This is a genomic window from Chryseobacterium daecheongense (assembly GCA_027920525.1).
In the GTDB taxonomy this organism is placed as follows: Bacteria; Bacteroidota; Bacteroidia; order Flavobacteriales; family Weeksellaceae; genus Chryseobacterium; species Chryseobacterium proteolyticum.
Window position 1 is genome coordinate 355,584 of record CP115858.1, and the last position, 25,903, is coordinate 381,486.

1 protein-coding gene is annotated in these 25,903 nt (G+C 39.5%); it reads left to right on the forward strand.

Annotated features, from left to right (window positions below):
• Positions 1-90: 90 nt before the first annotated feature.
• A complete protein-coding gene (locus PFY10_01520; protein ID WBV57119.1) occupies positions 91-25,899 on the forward strand; it encodes an SDR family NAD(P)-dependent oxidoreductase in 25,809 nt (8,602 codons plus the stop codon).
• The last annotated feature ends 4 nt before the right edge of the window (positions 25,900-25,903 follow it).

A 25,903-nucleotide genomic window follows, 5' to 3' on the forward strand; every position in this document is an offset into this window, starting at 1 on the left:
ACTTTATGTGAGGCTATTTTAGAACAACCCAATGATTATAAGATCAGGTGGGTGGGATAGCTTGTTTCTATTTTAAAAAAACATATCAACATGGAAGATACTTCAAAAAATAATCTTCAGCTGGATAACCAGTTGAACAGGACAGATATTGCCGTTATTGGAATGTCATGCAGGTTTCCCGGAGCGGATAATTATCATGATTTTTGGAATAACCTTATCAATGGAACCTTCAGTGTAACGGAGATTCCGGAATCGCGTTGGGATTGGCGGGAATACTATGGTGATCCCGCGTCGGACATACCAAAAACTAATAGCAAATGGGGAGGATTTATCAATGATATGGATAAATTTGATCCTTTATTCTTTAATATATCCCCTAAAGAAGCTAAATATATTGACCCCCAGCACAGAGTCTTTTTAGAGGCAGCGTGGCATGCAGTGGAAGATGCAGGATACAGCACGGAGAGCCTGTCTGGCAAAAAAGTAGGAGTGTATGTTGGGGTTTCCAAAAATGATTACGCAGAAATGCTGCAATCTACTCATCAGGAGATTAGCTCGTTCGTTTCTACTGGTACGGTACATTCTATTTTGGCTAACAGGGTTTCTTTTTTCCTTGATATCAGAGGGAAAAGTGAAGTGGTAGATACCGCTTGTTCCAGTTCTTTGGTGGCATTGCATAATGCTATCAGGGATATTCGTTCAGGAAATTGCGAATCTGCTCTGGTAGGTGGTGTGAATGCATTGATTACACCAACCATGTATTTGTCTCACGGGAAATCAGGGATGCTCTCCTCAGAAGGTAAATGCAAAACCTTTGATGAAAGTTCTGACGGATACGTACGTGGAGAAGGAGTAGGATGTATTTTCATAAAACCATTGTCTGCGGCAATAGCAGATAACGATCGTATTATCGGTGTGATTAAAGGAACAGCAGTGAATCATAATGGCCGTTCCAATTCATTGACTTCCCCAAGCGTACGTGCACAGGCTGAAGTAGTAAATGCTGCTTTGGAAGATGCTGCTTTGGAAGCAGGAAATGTAAGCTATATTGAAGCACACGGTACGGCAACGCCATTGGGTGATCCTATTGAGATCAGTGCTTTGAAAAAAGTCTACAGTCAGTATGGAGCGGATGAAAATATCAATTGCACTTTAGGGGCACTAAAAACCAATATTGGTCACCTGGAAAGTGCTGCGGGTATAGCTGGGCTTATCAAAGTTTTGCTATGTATGCAGAATGGAAAAATTCCGGGGATATTGCATCATAAAAAGCTGAATCCATATATCGATTTAAAAGGAAGTCCTTTTGTTATTTCTACTGAAAATACAGAATGGAAGCCTTCTGAAAGCGGAATTCAAAGTGGAGCATTGACAGCCGGGGTAAGTTCTTTTGGAATGGGGGGAGTAAATGCACATGTTATTTTACAGGCGTATGATGGAGAACAAATCAGAAATACGGAGGAAAACGTAAAGAGTTATACCATCCCATTATCTGCAAGAACAGAAAAACAGTTAAAAGCATATGCTGAAAGAATTACAGATTTTATAAGAAAAAATAGGACAGAATTACGCATACAAGATATTGCCTTTACCCTTCAAAACGGAAGAGATACGATGGCTGCTAAAGCTGTTTTCGTAGTTTCTGACGTAGAAGATCTTATTAAGCAGTTAGAAGAATATATTTCCACAGGAAAAATTAACAAAACCGAGAAGGATGCTGAAAATCAACTGGCTGATGGTGTAAGAATTTCTTTACCGGGATATCCTTTTGAAAGAAGAAGATGCTGGATGGATGGAGCTTCTGTTTCAGTGGCCACTTCAAATTCAGCAATTGTTCGGGAAGTGGGATCACCATTGATGCAGTTTTTAAACAAAGATCAGCAACAATGGGAATATGAAGCTCTTTTACAATCAACAAATTATTTTATTCGTGATCATGTAGTGCAAGGCGAATGTATGATGCCGGGAGTTGTTTATCTGGAAATTGCAAGATCGGTAGCAGAACAGGCTTGTGGACGTCCGGTTAATGAATTGAATGATGTATGCTGGATGCATTCGGTAAAAGTATATGAAGAGAATGTTCCTTTACAGATCAAACTTACACCAATAAATACAGGATTTTCATTTGAAATCACAACTACTGACGGGGTTCACTCCAATGGAAATGTCTCACTGAAAAGCAATACAACTTCCGCAGGATCTATTGACTTGCAAAAAATAAAACAACGTTGCTCCACTGTAAAAATAGCAGAAGAAATCTATCAGGAATTTGCAAAAGAAGGTTTGGCTTACAAGGAAACTTTTCAAACCATAACAGAAGGCTTTTTTGCCTCTGATGAAGCAATATGCCTATTAAAACCTACTAAAAAAGAAAATCCGGTTTCCTCAAAAGTCTGGGAACCGTCTCTATTAGATGGGGTTTTTCAAACCGTAGTTGGATTATGTATCTGGGGTAATGTAGAAGCCCAACATCAGTTATTACCATTTTATTTAAAAGCGATCCGTTGTTATGGTAATCTGGCAGATGCTCATTATGCTTATGTCAAAAAATCAGATACATACCAGAATGGAAAAAGGTTTTCATTTGATCTGTTTTTGTGTGATGAACATGGAAATGTGATCCTTGAATTTAATGAATTTGTGAAAAGAGCTTATAAATCAGGACCTGTGACCATTGAGGAAACGGCTGTACCTGTTATTGAGAGCTTACATTATACGACCGATTGGCTAGAAAGACCATTAGGAATCCACGCAGAAAGACCTGCTTCTGTTATTATTTTTGATACGGACGCTTTATTATACGAAAAGATAAAGGCAGAATTGGGTTATACAAAACCAGTTTTGGTATTACCGGGGGATTCTTATGAGAAAAAAGATCAATACACCTATCAGTTTGATGTTGCAGATACGGCATCTTTTAAAAATCTGCTTAAAGATCTTGAAGAAGACGGAATGGTAACGGATAACTGGATCTACAGATGGGGAATGAGCCGTGGTGAACAGGTCGCCGAGAATATGCAGGATATTTATGCATTGTTGTATCTGTCGCAAGCTTTAATTACTGCTGAATATTCTGGACGTATTAAGTTGCTGTTTGCCTACAATTATAATGATACAAAATCTGCTGCTATACAGCAAATGGCAGGTGGGTTTGCCAGAACCTTGGCTTATGAGAACCCAAGGATTTCAATTCTAACATTAGGCATCAGTGAGGCAGATATATCTTCTTATCAGGATATCATTGTGCAGGAAATGACGCATTATGTGATGGCTCCTCTCCTGGAAGTAATTTACCGTAACAGACTAAGACAGGAAAGAACCGTTGTTCCGGTAAAACAACTGGACAATGCATCATCAGAACTGTTGTTAAAAGAAAACGGATGTTATATCATTACTGGTGGCACCGGTGGTTTAGGAATGGTATTCGCGGCTTATTTGGCGGAACACTATAAGGCCAATATTATATTAATAGGCCGAAGCTTAAAGAATGAAGCCATTGAAGAAAAGCTTCAGCAATTAAAACAACTTGGAGGAAATGCAGCATACTACAGAGCTAATGTGGCTGATAAAAGAGCACTTTCTGTGGCTATTTCCAAAATCAAAAAGAAATGTAAAACCATTAATGGAGTCATTCATGCAGCTGGTCTGATTGAAGACTCTTTTATCATCAATAAAAAAGCGGATTCATTTGAGAGGGTGATCACTCCAAAAGTATATGGAACGATCAATCTGGATGAATGCCTTCAGAATGAAACGCTTGATTTCTTTATCGTATTTTCTTCAATAGCTTCATTGATGCCTAATCAGGGACAATGCGACTATGCTTCTGCCAATAATTTCCTTGATCATATGATGGAAATCAGAAACAGAAGAGAAATAGAAAAAGGAAATCATGGAATCAGTCTGGCTATTAACTGGCCTTTGTGGGAAAGTGGAGGAATTACGGTCTCCGATGAAGAACGAGAACATTTATGGCAGGTATTCGGAATGAAACCGATGCTTAATGAAGATGCCTTAAAAGGTTTTGTAAAATTATTAAGCATAAACAATACCTCAATATCTGGTCAGGCGGTATTGATTGAAGGAATTGCAGCTAAAATAGAATCTCACCTAAGTGTTGAGCATGTATTTGATCAAGCCCATAGTGAAAAAAGAGACTCTGAAAAAGGAGATTTCTCTTCGTTACTTAGAAATATGATTGCTGATATTTTACCTAAAACTTCAGTCATAACAGATACAGACAGCTTCAATAAATTAGGTCTTGATTCTTCAGGATTGGTAAAGCTTTCTGCAAAATTGACAGAATTAGTGGGAGCAACAATCAATCCGGTTTTATTGATTGAATACAATACCATCAAAAATCTTGCTGCTAATATTGCCAACGAGGTTCCATCTTTTGATCCTGAAAAGATCAGAGAATCTCTGCCAAACGACACTACAAAGAGCTATATAGCAACTACTTCATTGGTAGATGCTGAACGATCAGACGTAAAGAACTTACTGTTTAGAAAACGATATAGCAATGAAGAATTCTTTATGCAGGATCATGTGGTGGATGGAAAATACAATGTTCCGGGAGCCTGCTACATTGAAATGGGCAGACAGGCTGCCACATTGCTTGGAAAAAGGATCTGCAGTTTATCCAATAATTACTGGCCGGAAGTATTATCATCAGCAGGGCCTGCAATCAATGCTTTTATTCAGATGGTACCAAAGGGTTCATTGTATGCTTACGAAATATTTAGTGAAGATACCAATGGTCGAAAAACAGTACATGCAATGGGTGATGTCAACATGGAAACATCCATTGAACCGGGCGAACTGGGAACTTTTGATATTCAGGCAGCTCAAGAAAAATTAAATATAAGTATAAGCAGGGAAACGGTTTATGAACAAATCATCGCTGAAGGATTACACGTAGGACCTTCTTTTATGCCGATGAAGGAACTGTGGACCAACAAAGAAGAAGCTCTAGGACACCTAATCTTGCCTTTACACGTGGCAGAAACATTGTCAGATTATATTTTACATCCGAGTATGCTTACAGGAGTATTCCAGACCGCTATTATTAATAATAAGCCTAATGGTTTGGAAAACTCCAAATACATTCCGGTGGCCATAGATGAGATTGTATTTACAGGTCAGATTCCTGCGGAGTGTTACGTACATACCATAGCTCACGAAGCTAACAAAACCAGAAGCGGCATCAGAAAATTTGATGCTCAGGTGATGGATATTGAAGGAAATATTATTGCCAAACTTAATGGGTTTTCAATCAAAGAAACAACCAATGCATCCATTACTGTAACTTCAACTCAATCAGTAGCCCCAAGAGTGAAAGCTGTTGAGAGTGGTGAACTTGCGATAGAACGTATTGAAAGTCTTTTGAAAACATTGTTACACGAAGGAGTTGGTCTGGAAGAAGAGGAAATGGATGCTGAAACATCTTTTGAAGAACTGGGAATTAACTCCAGAATGATCATCGATCTGAATAGATTGTTAGCAAAAACCTTCGGAAACTTATCCAAAACCCTATTTTTTGAATACCGCAATATCAATGAGCTGGCAGGGTATTTTCAGAAAAAACATGCGGGTGTATTAAAAGATCTATTAGGTGAACCGGAAGAAATTGATTCAACACCGGAAAGGGTAGAAGAGATTGCTTCTGTTGAGCATTCAACAGAAAAAAGCACAAACAAAGACATTGCTATTGTTGGAGTGAGTGGAAAATATCCAAAATCGAATACGCTTTCTGATTTCTGGGATTTGATGAAAAAAGGAGACGACTGCATTGAAGAGATTCCGCAGGATCGTTTTGATTATAAGGGACATTTTGATGAAGATAGAGAAAATGGATTGTTATATGCCCGTTGGGGTGGTTTTATCAATGATGTTGATCAATTTGATCCATTATTTTTTAATATCTCACCAAGAGAAGCAGAGAAAATCGATCCTCAGGAAAGGTTATTTTTAGAGGTAGTCTGGTCTACGTTGGAAGATGCCGGAATTACCCGTGAGAAACTCACAGAACAATCTAAGAAAGTAGGTGTTTTCGTAGGTGCATTATGGCAGCCATACGTTAACCTTGGAATAGAAGAAACAGCCAAAGGAAATCCTGTCGCTCCAAGTGGCCTTTTATACAGTATTCCTAACAGAGTTTCTTACTTCTTTAACTGGACAGGGCCAAGTATGGCCATAGACACTGCTTGTTCTGCATCATTAACGGCTTTACATTATGCCTGTGAAAGCATCAGAAGCGGAGAATCGGAAAGCTGTATTGCCGGAGGTGTGAACTTATCATTGTCATTGAGCAAATATTTATTCCTGAGTCAGAATAATTTCTTAGCCAGTGACGGACGTTGCAGAAGCTTTGGTATTGGAGATGGTTATGTACCAGGTGAAGGGATCGGTGCAGTTTTGCTTAAACCTCTGGAAAAAGCAATTGCGGATGGTGACCAGATTTATGGGGTGATCAAAGGAACTACCGTTAATCATAATGGAAGAACCAATGGATATACCGTACCAAGTCCTAATTTACAAGGGGAATTGATTCAGTCTGCTTTGCAAAAGACAGGAATTGATCCACGCACCATATCGTATGTAGAAGCTCATGGAACAGGAACATCTTTAGGAGATCCTATTGAAATGACGGGACTTTGTAAAGCTTTTGATGAATATACAGATGATAAACAATTTTGTGCCATCGGTTCTGTAAAATCAAACATCGGGCATCTGGAAGCCGCAGCGGGTATTGCAGGACTGACAAAAATTCTGTTACAGTTTAAACACCAGCATTTAGTACCATCTATTCATTCTGCAACACTGAATCCGAATATCAGTTTTGAAGATACACCCTTCTATGTTCCTCAAAATTTAGCGCTATGGAAAAGACCGGTGATCATTAATCAGAACGGACAATCAGAAGAATTGCCATTAAGAGCGATGTTAAGTTCTTTTGGTGCGGGTGGAAGTAATGCTCATCTTATTATCGAAGAATTCAGAGCACCAGAGCAGACTTCTAAAAATGAATTAGAACAGGATCCTGCGATCATTGTCTTATCAGCTAAAAATGAAGAACGTCTACAGGAACAGGTATTTAACTTAAAGTATACTTTAGAAAAAGATAACACCTTATCATTGGCGGATATCGCTTATACTTTACAAACAGGAAGAGAAGCCATGGAAAACCGGGTAGCTTTTGTTGTGAAGGATATTCCATCATTAATAGGTTTACTGGATGACTTTTTAAAAGATACAGATTCTCAAAAAACATATACAACAGGAACCTGTAAAATAGGAAAAGGTGAAGAAAAATCTACCGAAGTTCAGAATAGGATCAATGCCGGAGATTGGGCTGGAATTGCTGATCTATGGATACAGGGATCTGTATTCGACTGGAATTTGCTTTACGCTGAAAAACAACCTCGTAAGATCAGCCTGCCTACCTATCCTTTTGCAAGGGAACGCTACTGGCTTCCTACTGCTGAAGGAAAATTGAATCCAACAGGAAAAATTGTTGATAGAACACTACATCCATTGGTACACCAGAATACATCTGACCTGGATCAACAACAGTTCAGCAGCACTTTTAGTGGTGAAGAATCATTCTTAGCGGATCATCAGGTACACCATAATAAAATCTTACCAGGAGTTGCTTATCTGGAGCTGGCAAGGGCTGCGGGTAAATTCAGTACCCATAAGCAAGTTACCCAACTTAAAGAAGTAAGCTGGATCAATCCTTTCTGGGTTCATCAATCAGAAACACTTCACATAGGATTACACCGCGATCAGGAAGATGTGGTTTATGAAATATACAGTGGCCATGAAGACACCCTGATTACTCATAATAGTGGAAGACTTTCCAATGTTTTAACGGCAGCTCCTGCAAAAATGAATATTCAGAAGCTTAAAAAAGACTGTGTCAATGAAATCACAGGATCAGAATTGTATAACGCCTTTGATTTAGAAGGATTAAACCTAAAGAGTAGTTTTCAGCAGGTAGAGACCTTATATGTGGCAGAAGAATATGCTTTGTCAAAAATAAAATTGGTGAATAACGAAGGTTGCGTATATCCGCCTTGTATTATGGATAGCCTTCTTCATGCCATTTATGGTTTAATGGATTCTTATTCATTGATATTGCCTTTTTATGCCGGAGAAATTAATTTCTATAAAGGACTTGAAGAAGCCCTGGAGCTTTGGGGTTATGCGGTGAGAAAAAAAGAAGGAGATAACGACAAGGTTGTAACTGCCGATTTTTATTTATTAAATGAAAACGGAGAAGCATTATTATCCTTTAAAGACTTTATCTTCCTGCCTTTGGGAAGCAAGGATTCCGATCATTCAGGAATAAAGACTTCTTCGAATGAAAAAGGAAAAGTAGTGTATTATCAACAGGAATGGAAAGAAGAAGCCTTAAGCTCAGAACAACTTGAAACCACCAATCAGATAATTCTTATTGCTGGTGGTGCCATAGATTTGTGCGATAAGCTTCAGGAAGAACTGGGACTGGAAGTTATATCCATCAACCAGGAAAAGCCACTGGCTTTCTTCAATTCCGTATTATCTAAAATAAAAGAAAAAATAAAGGAGAAAGGGCGTACTCAAATTACGATCGTTTGTCAGAACAGTGATTACCCTGAGTATGGTTTTGTATCCGGATTGCTTAAAACAGCACATCTTGAGTATCCTGGAATTACAGGTAAAGTACTTGCCGTGGACCATTTATCCGTTAAGAATTTGGGAGAACTTACTTCAATGATTGAAGCGGAGCAGCATAATAAAGATGTTGAAGTAGCCTATACTAATGGTGTAAGAACCGTGAAAAGATCAGTGTCTGTAACTTTTGACTCCCAAAATACAGAAGGCATAACCTTTAAAAAAGGAGGAGTTTACCTTTTAACGGGTGGTGCAGGAGGCTTAGGTTTGAAGATCGCAGAGCATATTTGCAGTAAAAATAATATTACACTGGTACTAACAGGCAGAAGTGTATGGTCTGAAACCATTAAGACTTTATTGTCTAAAATACCTGGAGCTGTTTATCATCATTGTGATCTGAGCAACTTTGAAGAAACCCAGAAACTGGTACATCTTATTAATCAGGAATATGGTCCTTTAAATGGCGTGATTCACAGTGCAGGTGTCCTTAGGGATAGTTATATCATCAATAAAACATCTTTACAGGTGGATGATGTTTTTGCAGCTAAAGTAGAGGGGACAAAAAACATTGATGAAGCGACCAAAGATCAGCCATTAGATTTTATGGTATTCTTCTCTTCCATAACAAGCATTAAAGGAAATGCCGGACAGGCGGATTATGCTGCTGCTAATGCTTATTTGAATACGTATGCGACTTACCGAAATACAGAAAGGAATAGTAAAAAAGCAAACGGTAAAACTTTAAGCATCTGCTGGACTTTATGGAAAGATGGCGGAATGCAGGTGAATGAAGAAGACATAAAGCATTTGGAAACACACCTGGGATCACTTTCACTTCCATCCGCAGATGGTATAAAGGCTTTTGATACTTTACTAAAAAATGGGAAAGGAGAAATTCTGGTTACCTATGAAAACATTCATGAAGATGTACAGGTTTCTAAAATTAAGGTAGAAGATGCTCCAATAGCCCAAGTAGCTATTGGTCAATCTGAAATTTCAGAAAAAGTTTCAGGTAAAATTATCGAAACAGTAGCAGCGTTGTTAAAATTAAACCCTGCGGCTATTAAAAGAGACAAAGCATTTGGTGATTACGGTTTTGAGTCCGTTTCACTAACCAGATTTGCCCGCCAGTTAAATGCATTTTATGAGCTTAAATTATTACCCACTGTTTTTTATAATTATCCGACGATCAATGATCTGAAAGATTTTTTAATGGAAGAACATTATGTGTCAGTAGCTCAAAAACACAGCTCATCTGTAGTTGTAAAATCAGAAGAAGTTCAACCTACTATGATCACACACAAACGAGTTGCTTTCAATAATGAGGGGCGTACCGCATTACCAAAAACAGCTGTGAATGTCATCAGTAACAATACTGATACAACACAAAAAGCAGTTGCTATTATTGGGATCAGTGGACGTTTCCCTGGGGCAGATGATTTAGAGGCTTTCTGGAAAAATATCAGTCAGAATAAAGATCTGATCACTGAAATTACCCCAGACCGATGGGATTGGAAAGCGTATTACGGAGATCCGTTAAAAGAAAAAAATAAGACCAAAGCTAAATGGGGCGGACTGATCTCCGACATTGATAAATTTGATCCTTTATTCTTTAACATCTCTCCCCGTGAAGCAGAACTGATGGATCCACAACAAAGAATCACTCTGGAGGCCGTATATCATGCTCTTGAAGATGCAGCAATTGCACCGGATAAGATCAAAGGAAGCGACACCAGTATTTTTATTGGAGTTTCCACATCCGACTATTCTATGTTAGTGAATAATCAGTCTGATTTAACCGGACAAGGACATTATGCAACCGGATCAGTACATTCTATCCTGGTCAACAGAATATCTTATTTATTAGATATTCGTGGGGCAAGCGAGCCTGTGGATACCGCTTGTTCTAGTTCACTGATTGCCATTCACCGTGCCGTAGCACACATCAGAAACGGAGATAGCAAAATGGCAATTGCCGGAGGGGTAAATGCACTTCTTTCTCCGGAATTAACTCTTTCATTCAGTGAATCTGGAATGCTAAGCGTAGATGGACGTTGTAAAACATTTGACGAAAGTGCTAATGGTTATGTACGTGGTGAAGGAGTAGGAGTGGTGATCTTAAAATCATTGGAACAGGCAGAAGCAGACGGAGATCATATTTACGGAATTATCCGTGGAAGCGCGGAAAACCATGGTGGAAAAGCCAATACACTAACTTCTCCAAACCCGAATGCTCAAAAAGAACTTTTGGTTAAAGCGTATAGCAGAGCAGGAGTTCATCCGGCAGATGTAAGCTATATAGAGGCTCATGGAACAGGAACTTCTCTGGGAGATCCCATTGAAATAGAAGGATTGAAATTGGCTTTTAATACTTTATATAAACAGAGAAATCAAACTCCGGCAGAAGCTGCCTATTGCAGTATTGGAAGTGTCAAAACAAATATTGGCCACCTGGAAGCTGCTGCAGGAATTGCAGGGGTAATGAAGGTCATCCTGGCGATGAAACATAAAACACTGCCTGGAAATCCTCATTTGATTCAGACCAACCCATATTTAAATCTGGATGGAAGTCCGTTCAGGTTGCAGCAAAATACAACCGACTGGAATGTTGCTGACAACAAACCAAGAATTGCGGGAATCAGCAGTTTTGGTTTTGGAGGAGCCAACGCTCATTTAATTATAGAAGAATATATTCCTACCAGAAAAGGAATTGTGGAAGGACAGCCTGCTGTTATTTTATTATCTGCAAAAAATGCAGACCGGTTAAAAGCTAAAGCATTGCAGTTGAAAACATTCTTGCAAGCTCATCCGGATACTGATTTACACGAACTGGCTTACACGTTGCAATCAGGGCGTGAAGCGATGGAAGAGCGTCTTGCATGGATTGCAGAAAGCCAGGAAGATCTATTGACTCAGTTGGAGAACTACACCAATGGCAATAGCTTTGGATTCTATCAAGGAAATACCAATCAGGAGCAAATCGGCTTCCTTCTCGAGGGAACTGCAGGAAAAGCCTATGTGGAAACAGCTTTTAAAAATAATGAGATCAAAAGCCTTGCTCAGCTGTGGGTAAAAGGAATTGATGTTGATTGGAAACTATTGTACACAGATATGTTACCAAAACGCATAAGTCTCCCTGTTTATCCATTTGCAAGACAACGGTACTGGATCCCTGATTCTCCTAAAAGAATAGTGCATGCACCAATCACAGAAAATCATCTGCATCCTTTGTTACATACCGATGAATCTAATGGTAAGCAAAAACAATACGCGGCAGTATATGATGGAACTGAATCTTTCCTTTATGATCACATCGTAAATGATGAGAAAATACTTCCGGGAGTAGCCTATCTGGAAATAGCGAGAGCAGCAGGGGCTTTGAGCTCCCAAAAGCAAGTGGTAAAATTAAAAAATGTGAGTTGGCTGAACCCGCTAAAACTTGAAAATGGAATGGTCTCTATTGCCGTTACATTGGATCCAGAACCAACAGGTCTTAATTACAAAATTTATAATCAGAAAAATAGCCAGCTTCTTTATGGAAACGGTTTGATCATTACCGGTGAGGGAGAACCTCTCGGAAGATATGATCTGGAAATGATGAAAACGGCCTGCTCAAATGTTATTCCTGGAGCAGAAGTTTATCACAATTTCAAAGAAAACGGATTGAACCTTGGAAAGAGCTTCAGAGGAGTTGCCCAAATTAACGTAGGGGAGAATATCGCTTTATCAGAGATCCGTCTTGAAGAACTGGAAGGTTGCATGTATACACCGGGTATTATGGACAGTCTCTTGCATACTATTTACGGATTGGTTATTTCCGCAGGAGAAGCCTATTCATTGGAGTTACCCTATTTTGTAAAAGAAGTATATTTTTATGAGCCTATAACAGATGCTTCAGTATTGTGGGGCTATGCCAGAAAAAGTGAAAATTACAAAGACGGCGATCAGGTCGTTGCATACGATCTGGATCTCCTGAATAATGAAGGAGATGTATTGTTAAGCTTCAAAGATTTTGTGGCACTTCCCTTGGATGGTCTTGAAACTAAGGTACAGGAAGATACTCCTGACGAAACTGTTGAAAAATCGGTTGACGAACAAATAACAGCACCAGTTGAAGCAAGTTTGCTAAAGAAAAAAGCAACCGATAAGATCATCAGTATTGTTGCTGAATTAGTAAGAATGGTGCCTGCCGAAATTGAAAATGATAAAAAATTCGGAGATTATGGGTTTGATTCCATTTTATTAACCCGTTTCAACAATGAGCTCAACGGTTATTATGATCTGGATCTGATGCCAACGGTCTTTTATAATTATGCAACCATTAATAAGCTGGCGGCATTTATGACAGAAGAATATACGGAGGCGCTCACTGCATTACACGGGGAAGCTCCTGCTGCTCCAATAGTTAAACCGGTTGAAAAGCTCACGATAAAAAAGACCGCTTTTTCAACAACGGTGGCAACGCCTGTAAAGCAACCAGTAAAACAGTTCACTCCTTACAAACCAAAGCCACAATCCGTCAATGAACCTATTGCTATTATTGGGATGAGTGGACGCTTTCCGGGATCACCGGATCTGGATACTTTCTGGAAAAATATCAGCGAAAATAAAGACCTGATCACAGAAGTTCCCGCAGACCGATGGGATTGGAAAAAATATGACGGAGATCCTTTAACGGAAAAGAATAAAACCCGATCCAAGTGGGGAGGTTTCCTTACCGATATCGATAAGTTTGATCCTGCATTTTTCAGTATTTCTCCCATGGAGGCTGAGCTAATGGATCCTCAACAACGTATTCTCATGGAGTCCGTATACCAGGCGCTGGAAGACGGTGGAATTGCAACAGAAAGCATTAAGGGGACCAATACCGGAATATTTATAGGAGTTTCTGCCTCTGACTATTTGATACGCCTTCGCCATGAAACCGATTTAGCGGGACAAATGCATACCACTACAGGCTCCGTACATTCCATGATGGTGAACAGGATTTCCTATTTACTGGATATCAATGGACCAAGTGAACCGGTAGATACGGCCTGTTCAAGTTCATTAATTGCCATCCACAGGGCGGTTGAAAATATCAGAAACGGTATGTGTAATATGGCCATTGCAGGAGGAGTGAATGCACTACTTTCTCCAGAGTTGACCCTTTCTTTCAGCCAATCAGGAATGTTGAGCAAAGACGGAAGATGTAAAACGTTTGACCAGAGTGCCAATGGATACGTAAGAGGAGAAGGAGTAGGAATTATTGTCCTTAAATCATTGAAACAGGCCATTGCAGATGGTGATCCTATTCATGCGGTGATCAGAAGTACCGCAGAAAACCATGGGGGAAGAGCGAACACCTTAACTTCACCTAATCCGATTGCACAAAGAGATCTTTTGCTTCATGCCTATCGCAGTGCCGGAATCGATCCGCGTGATGTGAGTTATATTGAAGCTCACGGAACCGGAACACCTCTTGGAGATCCGATAGAAGCAGAAGGACTGAAGCTTGCATTTAAAGATTTATATAAAGATAAAGGACTTCAACAGCCTGCAGAACCGCATTGCAGTATCGGAAGTGTAAAAACCAATATCGGACACCTGGAATCTGCAGCAGGTATTGCAAGTACTATTAAAGTACTACTGTGTATGAAACACAATACATTGCCAGGAAATCCACACTTAAAAAATCCTAATGAATACCTGAAATTAAACGGAAGTATCTTCCAGTTGCGAACAGAGACAGGTCCCTGGATCACATCCGATAACCGTCCTAAAATTGCGGGAATCAGCAGTTTCGGATTCGGAGGCGCCAATTCACATATTATCATTGAAGAATACCGACCTGATCAGACAACTCCTTATCAGGAAGACGGCCAGTCCATTATTATACTTTCTGCAAAAACTAAAGACAATCTGAAACAGCAGGTGAGTAACCTTTTAGATTTTGTTCAAAAAAATCCTGAAGCGAATCTTTCTGATATTGCCTATACCCTGCAAAAGGGCAGGGATGAGATGGAAGAAAGACTGGCCTTGGTCGTAACCAATAAAATCGAATTGATGAGCAGACTGACAGATTATCTTTCAGGAAATTCAGAACATGGATTTACAGGAAATATAAAACAGGATAAAACGGGTTCCGGAAATGCCTATATCAGTATTGCCATTGACAATAAAGACCTCAATTCATTGGCAGGCTTATGGGTTAAAGGAGCATCTGTAGATTGGAACCTGCTATATATCAACGGACGTCCTTCGAAAATCAATTTACCGGTTTATCCGTTTACCAAAAACAGATACTGGATCCCTGTCAGTTCATTCCTGCTAAAAACAATGGCAAATACCAGAATTCATCCATTACTGCATATGAATGAATCGGATTTAAATGAACAAAAGTATACCAGTATTTTTACAGGTGAGGAAGTTTTCCTGAGCGATCATAAAGTAAGAAACGAAAAGATATTGCCGGGAGTTGCTTATCTCGAACTGGCAAGAATTGCCGGAACATTGAGTACAGGCCAAAAGGTAACACAACTTAGAAATATCAGTTGGGTCAATCCGATTTCCATCGTGGATGACTATGCAAAGATTTCAACCGCGATTTATAGGGATGGTGATCAGCTTTGCTATGAGGTTTATAACGATGAAGAAGTGGTACATGGTAATGGTCAGATATCGACCGATAAGCTTATCCAGCCGGAAAATATGGACATCAATACTTTGAAGGCTAAAGCCAATAAGGTATTGGATGGGAAAGGAATGTACAATGAATTTTTGGCCGCTGGACTTGATCTCGGTACTGCCTACCAGGGAGTTCAAAAGATGTATGCAGATGACCATGGTTGTTTAGCTAAAATTAATCTGACCAACCTAGAAGGCTTTATGTACACTCCTGGAATCCTTGACAGTATGCTCCATACCATTTATGGTTTCCAGCAACTAGCTGACGAAACGTATTCATTGGCACTTCCTTATTTTATGGGAGAGATGAGCTGCTACCAGACATTAGAAGGACAATCATTGTGGGCATATGCACGAAAAAATGAGCAAACTAAATCAGAAGATAAGCTGGCAGCATACGATATTGATCTGATTAATGATCATGGTGTCGTTCTAGTAAGTTTCAGAAACTTCGTGGCCCTTCCGTTAGATGGTTTTAAACCCACAAAGTTAGTTAAAAAAGATACTGATACATTTATCTATCAGCCGGTTTGGGAAGAAATGGTTGCAAAAGACTCCTCCAAAGTACTTGAAACTGAGAAACAGTTCATTTGGCTTGCAGAAGGTAAAGATTCATTGGCAGAAACATTAAAAGAAAGATTGGGAATTCCGGTACAGACCATTGCAATCGATCAGCCAATCGAATATTTTACTACAATACTTGAACAGCTTAAAAGCTACTTGACGAAAAATGCTTCAATGCATATCACAGTGGTTTACCCAAATCATCAGTATCCACAGGCAGGATTTATTACCGGGTTGTTAAAAACGGCAGTTCAGGAAAATCCTGGAGTTACCGGACAGACCATCGGTGTAGACAGCTTCGATCCTGATTTTCTGGCAGAATTACTGAAAAATGAAGTAAGTAAAAATGCTGAAATCCGTTATGATCAGGGTATTTTCAAAACAAAACAGTTCAGACCGGTAGTAAAAGATATTCTAGCGGTAGATCAAATGGCGATCCGTGAAAATGGAGTATACCTCATTACAGGTGGTGCCGGTGGTCTCGGACAGATTTTCGCGAAGCATATAAGCAAAACTAAAAATGTGAAAATTATCCTGACAGGCAGAAGAACTGCAGATCAGGAAATAGAAAAACTACTGTCTGAAATTCCGGGAACAGTATATTATTCATGTGATATTACAGATTATCAGGACACAGAGCGATTGCTTACAACCATCAAACAAACCTATCAGGGATTGAATGGAATTATCCATAGTGCCGGAACGTTGAAAGATAGTTTTATTCTGAATAAAACCCAGGAACACTTGCAACAGGTGCTTCATCCTAAAATTACAGGAGCGAGGGTATTAGATGAAGTAACAAAAGATGAACCTCTTGATTTTATGATGTTCTTTTCATCCGTTGCAGCAGTAACGGGCAATGCAGGACAATCAGATTATGCGTCGGCCAACACCTATCTGGATCATTATGTGGAATACCGAAATGAAGCCGCTGCCAAAGGACAGAGATCAGGAAAAACAATCAGTCTGAACTGGCCATTATGGAAATCCGGTGGAATGCAGGTAAGTGCAGCAGGAGAAAAATACCTTGAAAGTCAGTTTGGTATGATTCCAATGGCAACAGAAACTGGTCTTGAGATGTTCGATCTTATTCTGAAAGCCCAGTCAGGACAATATGCGGTGTATTTCGGTAAAGAAGAAGGAATTTCCAGAACGACAGGTAATGCAATTGCAGGGACCACTCAAAAAAATGTTTCAGTACCTAAAAGTACAAATGAAAATGTAGGTGGTTCAAAAACGGCGAAAGATAAGATCGTTAGAGAAGTGAGTGAAATTGTAGCAAAACTGCTTAAAATGGAGGTTTCTACCGTTGACCAGGAAACAGAATTTGGTGAATATGGTTTTGATTCCCTTTTAATGACCCAGTTTACCAGTGCATTGAATAATTTCTATGATCTTAAATTAATGCCTACGGTATTTTATAACTATCCGGCTATTGGAGTATTTTCAGAATTCCTGATCAAAGAATATCCAAACCTTGCAATAGAAAGTGAAAATGATTCAAGGGCTGTAACTCCAGCTCAGGATTCAACTCGATTTGATCAATTTTCCGGGCGTAAAAACAGAAAACATTCTTCACAATACAACAGCTCACCGGTAAAGGCAGCTCAAAAGCCAGCTGAAGAGGGAATTGCTATTATAGGGATCAGCGGACGTTTTCCGGGATCACCTGACATCAATACTTTCTGGGAGAGAATTAAAAATAATGAAGACCTGATCACAGAAATCCCTGAAGACCGATGGAGCTGGCAGGAATATTACGGAGATCCTCAAAAAGAAAGCCGCAAAACCAAAGCAAAATGGGGTGGATTTATCAGCGATATCGACAAATTTGATCCTTTATTTTTCAATATTTCGCCTAAAGAAGCTGCTTTAATGGATCCTCAGCAAAGAATTACCCTTGAAGCTGTATACCACGCTTTGGAAGATGCAGGAATAGCCACTTCCGCATTAAGAGGAACCAATACCGGAACCTTTATCGGAGTATCTGCGGTAGATTATTCCATGTTATTGAATAACGGAACCGATCTTACAAGTCTGGCACAGTTTTCCACAGGTGCCGCTCATTCGATATTGGTGAACAGAATTTCTTATCTATTGGATATTCATGGACCAAGTGAGCCGGTGGATACTGCGTGTTCAAGTGCATTAATTGCCATTCATCGAGGCGTAGAACACATCAGAAACGGACATTGCGATATGGCCATTGCAGGTGGAGTCAACGCCATACTGTCTCCGGAACTGACGCTTTCCTTCAGCAGTGCAGGGATGTTGAGCGAAGATGGAAGATGTAAAACTTTTGATCAGCGTGCCAATGGTTATGTCCGTGGAGAAGGAGTGGGAATTGTGATCCTCAAGTCTTTAAGCAAGGCTGTAGCTGATGGTGATCATATCTACGGAGTGATCCGTGGAACGGCTGAAAACCATGGTGGAAGAGCTAATACGTTAACCTCTCCGAATCCCAATGCACAAAGAGATCTATTGGTAAAAGCATACCGAAATTCAGATATAGATCCACGTGATATCAGCTACATAGAAGCACATGGGACAGGAACAGCGCTGGGTGATCCTATAGAAATTGAAGGGCTTAAGCTTACATTCAATACATTATATGAGGATAAAGGACTACAGCAAACACAAAAAGCCTATTGCAGCATTGGTAGTGTAAAAACAAATGCCGGACATCTTGAGTCTGCAGCCGGAATGGCCGGATTAGCAAAAGTATTGATGGCTATGAAGCATAAAGTTTTACCTGGTAATCCGCATTTGCAAAATCCAAATGCCTATTTACAAATGGAAAATACCCCATTCCGTTTACAGAAAGAAACTACAGAATGGACCAGCGAAGGAAATAAGCCACGAATTGCCGGGATCAGCAGTTTCGGATTTGGAGGAGCCAATGCACACATCATTATTGAAGAATATCAGTCATCAAAATTGACTCATAAAATAGATGGCAGTGCTATTATTCCATTATCGGCAAAGACAAGGGAGCAACTTCAACAACAGATTATCAATCTTAAGAACTATCTGGAGCTGAATCCTCAGCTTGATATACATGATGTCGCTTATACTTTGCAAAATGGGCGTGAAAAGATGAAGGAAAAAGCGGTATTTATAGCAGCTAATACCAAAGATCTTATCAACCTTCTTTCTGAAAAAAGAGATCTGAATGCTCCTGTTTGCAAACCGGAAGAAAATAATAGAGCTTTAATTTCAACGGCAGAAAACTGGTTAAGCGGAGTATTAAAAGATTGGTCTGCTTGTTATCTGGGTCAGAAACCAGCTAAAATAAGTTTACCAGTGTATCCGTTTGCACGTAATCGTTATTGGATTCCGGAAGGAAAAAAGACAGTAGCCGTTTCTGCAAAAGAGCCAGATCAGGAACTATTTGAATATTCTTCAGAAAACATAACAATAGAAGAAAGAACTGAACCTGTTGATGTAAAGACTAAAACAGCTCAGGATAACAGCTGGCTGATGGTAAAATTAATTCAGATCGCAGCAGCAACGATTGTGTTGCCTGAAGAAGATTTTGATACGACCACTCAGTTTAAAGACTATGGTTTTAATTCCATTATGGGTGTTGAATTGGTAAACAATATCAATTCCGAACTGAATATCACCATCAAGGCAACTGATTTATACAGTTATCCTAACATTAATTTAATGACGGATTATGTGTTAAAGAATTTTTCTGAAGAATTGCAGGGTCTTGTTGAGGTTCATCACTATGCTATTGCAGATAAAACCATATTAACCGAAAAGAAAAGTCAGGCAGCTGAAAATAAAGTTTCAAAGCATTCTGATTCCACCGCTGAAATTGCGATTATAGGAATCAGTGGACAATTCGGAACGGCCAATGATCTGAATGAATACTGGAAAGTATTGGCAGAAGGGCAGTGTCTTGTCAAAGAGATAAAGGATGAGAAATGGACGAGAGATGATAACAATGTGGAAGGACAGAAAAGATGGGCAAGCTGTTTGGAAAATCCGGACTATTTTGATCCTTTATTCTTTAAACTTTCAGGGTCTGAAGCAGAAATGATGGATCCTATGCAGCGGTTATTCCTTGAACATAGCTGGAAAGCGATTGAAGATGCAGGAATTGACTCAGACTCTCTTTCATCTCTGAAATGCGGTGTATATGCAGGAGCAGGACACAGTGATTATATTGCTGGAACTGAAGGAACATTACCTTCGGCGCTTTGGGGAAATTCAAGTGCGATATTGGCCTCAAGAATTTCTTATTTCCTTAATTTAAAAGGACCTGCAATAGCCGTCAATACAGCTTGTTCAAGCTCTTTGGTTGCAATGGATCTTGGATTTAACAGTCTTCAAAGAGGCGATACAGATCTTGTTTTGGCGGGTGGTATCAATATTATCAATTCTGCCCATTCACATGATATGGCGGTAAGAGCGGGTATGCTGTCTGCAGATGGACGATGCTACACCTTTGATAGTAGAGCTAATGGCTTTGTGATGGGAGAAGGTGTTGGTGTTGTTGTTTTGAAAAGGCTGGCAGATGCAGAACGGGATAACGACCGTATTTATGGAGTGATCAAAGGAAGTCTGACCAACCAGGACGGAACAACCAATGGTATTACCGCTCCAAGTGTAGTATCTCAGGAAGAACTGGAGAAAGAAGTATATGACAGGTTTAATATCAATCCTGAAACCATCACCTACGTGGAAGCTCACGGAACAGGTACGGGATTAGGAGATCCTATAGAATTTGAAGCTTTAAATGCATCATTCAGAGCGTACACCAATCAACAGAATTTCTGCAGTCTGGGAAGCGTGAAAACAAATATAGGTCATGCTTTAGAAGCTGCCGGAGTGGCTAGTGTTTTAAAAGTACTTCTGGCAATGAAACATAAACAATTGCCGCCTAGCATTAATTATGAGAAGCCTAATGCGTTAATCAATTTTAAAGGGAGTCCATTTAAAATACAGGATACACTAACCGATTGGAATACACCGGCTAATACGAAAAGAAGAGCGGCCATCAGCAGCTTTGGTTTTAGTGGAACCAATGCGCACATGGTTATTGAAGAATACATCCCTCAGGAAAAGAAAGAGATTAAGCATAGCGGAGATGTATTGATCATCTTGTCAGCTAAAAGCAGAGAACAGTTGATTGTACAGGCTGAACAGCTTGTTAAACATATTAAAAATGAACCGTTCATCAGCTTATATGATATTGCTTACACCCTTCAAATTGGAAGATCAGCGATGGAAGAAAGATTGGCTGTTCCAGCGAACACAATTGAAGATTTAGTTAACCGTCTTACTGATTTTACAATCGGAAAAGGAGGGCATTATTTTACTGGAAATATCAGACAGCATAAAAAAGAAGTCAACCGATCTTCCGAAGCATCTGCGATTCAAAATGCTTTAGCCAATAAATTCTGGACAGCTGTAGGAGAATATTGGGTAAAAGGATTTCCTGTAAAATGGAATGTATTATATCAGGAAACGAAGTGTAATAAAGTTAGTCTACCTCATTATCCTTTTGCAAGAGAAAGATATTGGCTGAAATCTGAACAGAAAATAGTTACAAGTTCTGCTATTGCACATCCTTTATTGCATCAGAATAATTCCAGTCTAAAGAATTGTTTGTTTAGCAGTCTGCTGAATGGAAGTGAATCTTTTTTAAGAGATCATAAGATCTTTGGAGAACAGGTTCTGCCTGGAGTCGCTTATCTTGAAATGGCCCGTGTAGCAGGTGAGATGGGTGCTGAGGTTTCAATAGCTCAATTAAGAGAAGTGAACTGGTTACAACCTGTAAAGGTTAATACTGAATCAGTACAACTTCACATTAATATTGAAACTTTAAATAATGAATGGACTTATAAAATCTATTCAGGTCCTAACGAGAAACAACTGCATGGACAGGGAATCATGGGTTCGGTTTCCAGCTCAGCTCCTCAGATCAAAAACATCAATAAGTTACGAAATAGCTTTATTTCAAAAATGGATAAAGCAGCCTATTATGAATTGTTCAGATCTATTGGATTGGACTATGGAACAACCTTCCAGGGAGTTCAGGAGGTTTGGTATAATGAGGAGTCTGCATTATCAAGAATTGAGCTAACTCCAGAAGCTGGATTTACTTTATCCCCTGGAATGATGGATGGCGCATTACAAACCTGCATGGCGATCAGTCTTTCTGATCAAAGCCAGCAATTGATGTTGCCATTCAGTGTAAGGGAGATCAATATCTATAAGCCTTTATCACAAGAAATCTGGTGTTATGTGAGAAAAAACAGTTCAGGTAAACAATCCAGCAGTTATGAGATTGAAATGCTGAATCAGCAGGGTGAGGTTCTGATCAGTTTCACTGAGTTAGTGGTTTTAACATTAGAAAACAACAACAGTACATCTTCGGTGGCTCATGAGAATAAACGTCAGAATACGGAAACTTCAGAGAGTGGTATTGGATTGTACCTGTATGCTAATGAATGGCAGAAAGCAGATGTAGAGGAATTTAATTCAAAAAGAACAAACACATCAGTTGCTCCTTTGGTATTTATGGCGGGTGGTTCTGCAGTATTAGCAGAAAAGCTGGAAGAGAGCCTGGAATGTGAAGTAAAGATGATTCATGAAAATGCTCCGGAAGAAACTTTTATTCAGATTCTTGAAGAAATACAGCAAAGAAAACCTGTAGGGCAAATGATTCAATTGGTATATCCTGCCGGAGAAGAAATGGATTATAGTTTTCTTTCAGGATTATTGAAAACAGCAGTACAGGAAAGCTTAGTGTCCGCAGGAAAACTAATTGAAGTAGACAATCTGTCGATTAACGGATTGAATGAATTAGTGAGGATTTTACAAATTGAACAGGAAAATACCGATGCTGAAGTTCGATATCACCTTGGAAGAAGAGAAGTAAAAAAACTGAAAGTTTTAAACATAAACGACAATCAAGAGGTAAAAACAGCCGCTAAAGAAAATGGTGTTTATCTGATCACTGGAGGTGCAGGCGGATTGGGATTATTATTTGCAGATTACTTCAATCAGACTGCAGGCACAAAAGTAATATTGGTCGGCAGAAGTGAGCTTAATGCTTCACAAAAAGGTAGATTAAGAAAATTGTCCAGCACCGCTTACGAACAATGCGATATTACTGATCTTGGAAGCGTAACGGCTTTAATGAAAAAAATCAAAAATGAATATGGCCGTATTGATGGTATTATTCATAGTGCTGGGGTAACCAGAGATAGCCTGATGATTCACAAGACAGCAGCTGAGGTTAGGGATGTTTTCTCTGCTAAAGTAAAAGGAGCTAAAAACATTGATCTGGCAACCAAAAATGAAAATCTTGATTTCACGGTTTATTTTTCATCATTAGCGGGAATATTCGGAAATACAGGACAGTCGGATTACGCATCAGCTAATTTGTGGCTGGATCATTTTGCTTCACATCGCGAAATGGAACGGCTTCGTGGAAAAAGAACAGGAAAGACAGTAAGCATCAACTGGCCATTATGGAAAGAGGGCGGAATGCAGATCAGCACAGAACACGAGAAATATATGGCGCATCATTTTGGTTTATGGCCAATGCTGACTGCTGATGGACTTCGTGCTTTTGACACTTTATTGAACAGCAATTTCAATCAGGGAATTGTCATCTATGGAGATCCTGAAAAACTGGGAATAGAAAAAGGAAGTTCACTACCTCAAAAAGAAGTGGCAAAAGAAACTCCGGTTTCCCAGGCTGATGACCATTTATATGAAGCATCTATAGAATATATTGGGACATTGATAGCCGGAACCTTAAAGATCCCTGTGGCTAAATTACAGCAGGATATTCCTTTTGAAGAATTTGGTATCGATTCTACGATAGTCGTAAGATTGACGAACCTATTGGAAGAAAAACTCGGTAAGGTTTCAAGAACCGTATTTTTTGAATGTCAGACCTTAGGTGAATTGGTTTCTCATTTCCTGAAAACCCATCGCAATGAACTTATGAAACTAACAGGATCAGCAACAACCGTTGATCATAAGAAAGTAGCATTTACAGATCAGGTAAAAAATATACAATCTACAGCATCTGATAAGGCAGTAGATCAACGAACAGAAACTCCTGAAAAGGAACTTCCTGAATCATTAATACTATCTGAAGATATTGCCATTATCGGATTGAGTGGAAAATATCCTGATGCTAAGAATCTGGATGAGTTTTGGGAGAATCTTAAATCAGGAAAAGACAGCATCAGAGAAATCCCTGAAGACCGATGGAAGATCAGCGATTTTTATGATCCTGTAAAAGGTAAAGAAGGGAAAACCTATAGCAAATGGGGTGGATTTATGAAAGATATTGATCTTTTTGACCCTTTATTCTTTAATATTTCTCCTAGAGAAGCAGAAATCATGGACCCTCAGGAAAGACTTTTCTTACAAACAGTATGGGAAACCATGGAAGATGCGGGATATACAAAAGCCAAACTTCAGGGGAAAGTAAATGAAACAAGCGGTATGTCAGGACAGGTTGGAGTATATGTAGGAGTAATGTACGAAGAATATCAGTTATTCGGAGCAGAAGAAACAGCAAAAGGAAATCCGACAGCTTTACTGGGCAACCCAAGCGGTATTGCCAACCGGGTATCTTACTTTTTCAATTTCCACGGACCTAGTATGGCGGTAGATACGATGTGTTCTTCTTCTTTAACGGCAATCCATATGGCTTGTAAAGATTTACAGTCAGGAGAAATAGAAATGGCTGTTGCAGGAGGAGTCAATCTAAGTTTGCACCAAAACAAATTTTTAATTTTAAGTGAAGGTGGATTCGCCTCCAGCAAAGGCCGATGCGAGAGTTTCGGAGAAGGTGGAGAAGGCTATGTACCGGGTGAAGGAGTTGGAGCTGTGTTACTAAAACCTTTAAGCCGTGCTGTTGCTGACGGTGATCGTATTTACGGAGTGATTAAAGGAACAGCTGTCAACCATGGCGGCAAAACCAATGGTTACACCGTCCCGAATCCAAAAGCTCAGACTGCGGTTATTAAAGCGGCCATGAAAAAAGCAGGAATTCAGCCGGAAGATTTCAGCTATATAGAAGCACACGGAACAGGAACAAGTTTAGGAGATCCTATAGAATTGACCGGATTAAAGAATGCATTCGAATCTGATGCTAAACAATTTTGCAGCGTAGGTTCCGTAAAATCGAACATTGGGCATTGTGAATCAGCAGCAGGAATATCAGGATTAACAAAGGTGTTGCTTCAAATGAAACATCGTCAATTGGTTCCTTCTCTGCATTCTGAAGTACTCAACCCGAACATCGATTTTGAAAACAGTCCATTCAGAGTACAACAGTCTCTGGAAGAATGGTCAACACAAGATAATAAGGCACGGATCGCTGGAATCAGTAGTTTCGGTGCAGGAGGAAGTAATGCCCATATCATTATTCAGGAATATGTTAGCCCGCAGCCTGAGAATCGAAACGTTTTCGGACCAGCAATTATTGTATTGTCAGCTAAAAATGGAAACAGACTCCGGGAGAAGGTTTCAGATCTGAAGGATTTCGTTGAAAAAAATGCAGAAATCAATCTTCATGATCTTGCTTATACCTTACAGACAGGACGAGACGCATTGGAAGAGCGTTTGGCATTTTTAGCCGAAAGCAAAGCTGATCTGCTCTTACAACTGAATAATTATCTCAACCACCATCTTGAAGAATTGCTTACCGGAAATGTCCGTAAAGATGATTCAGGGTTCATGCTGGAAGGAAAGGCAGGAAAAGCTTATCTGGAAAGTGCTCTCCAGGAAAGGGAAAGCGAGTCTCTGATCAAATTATGGATCAAAGGAGCGGTTATCGATTGGAATCTGTTATATCAGGATGATAAACCATCCATCATCGGTTTGCCATCTTATCCTTTTGCAAGGGAAAGCTACTGGTTTGCCAAAAAGGAGGAAGATCCTGTAAAAAATACGATTCAGGTACAGCCCATTATACAAGTTCGGGATGAACAAAAACTACATCCTCTTTTACATGCTTATAAAAATTAATTGA

What these genes read in the sequence shown, in the direction of transcription:
- PFY10_01520 (WBV57119.1), top strand. Translation starts at nt 91, where the DNA reads ATGGAAGATACTTCAAAAAATAATCTTCAGCTGGATAACCAGTTGAAC.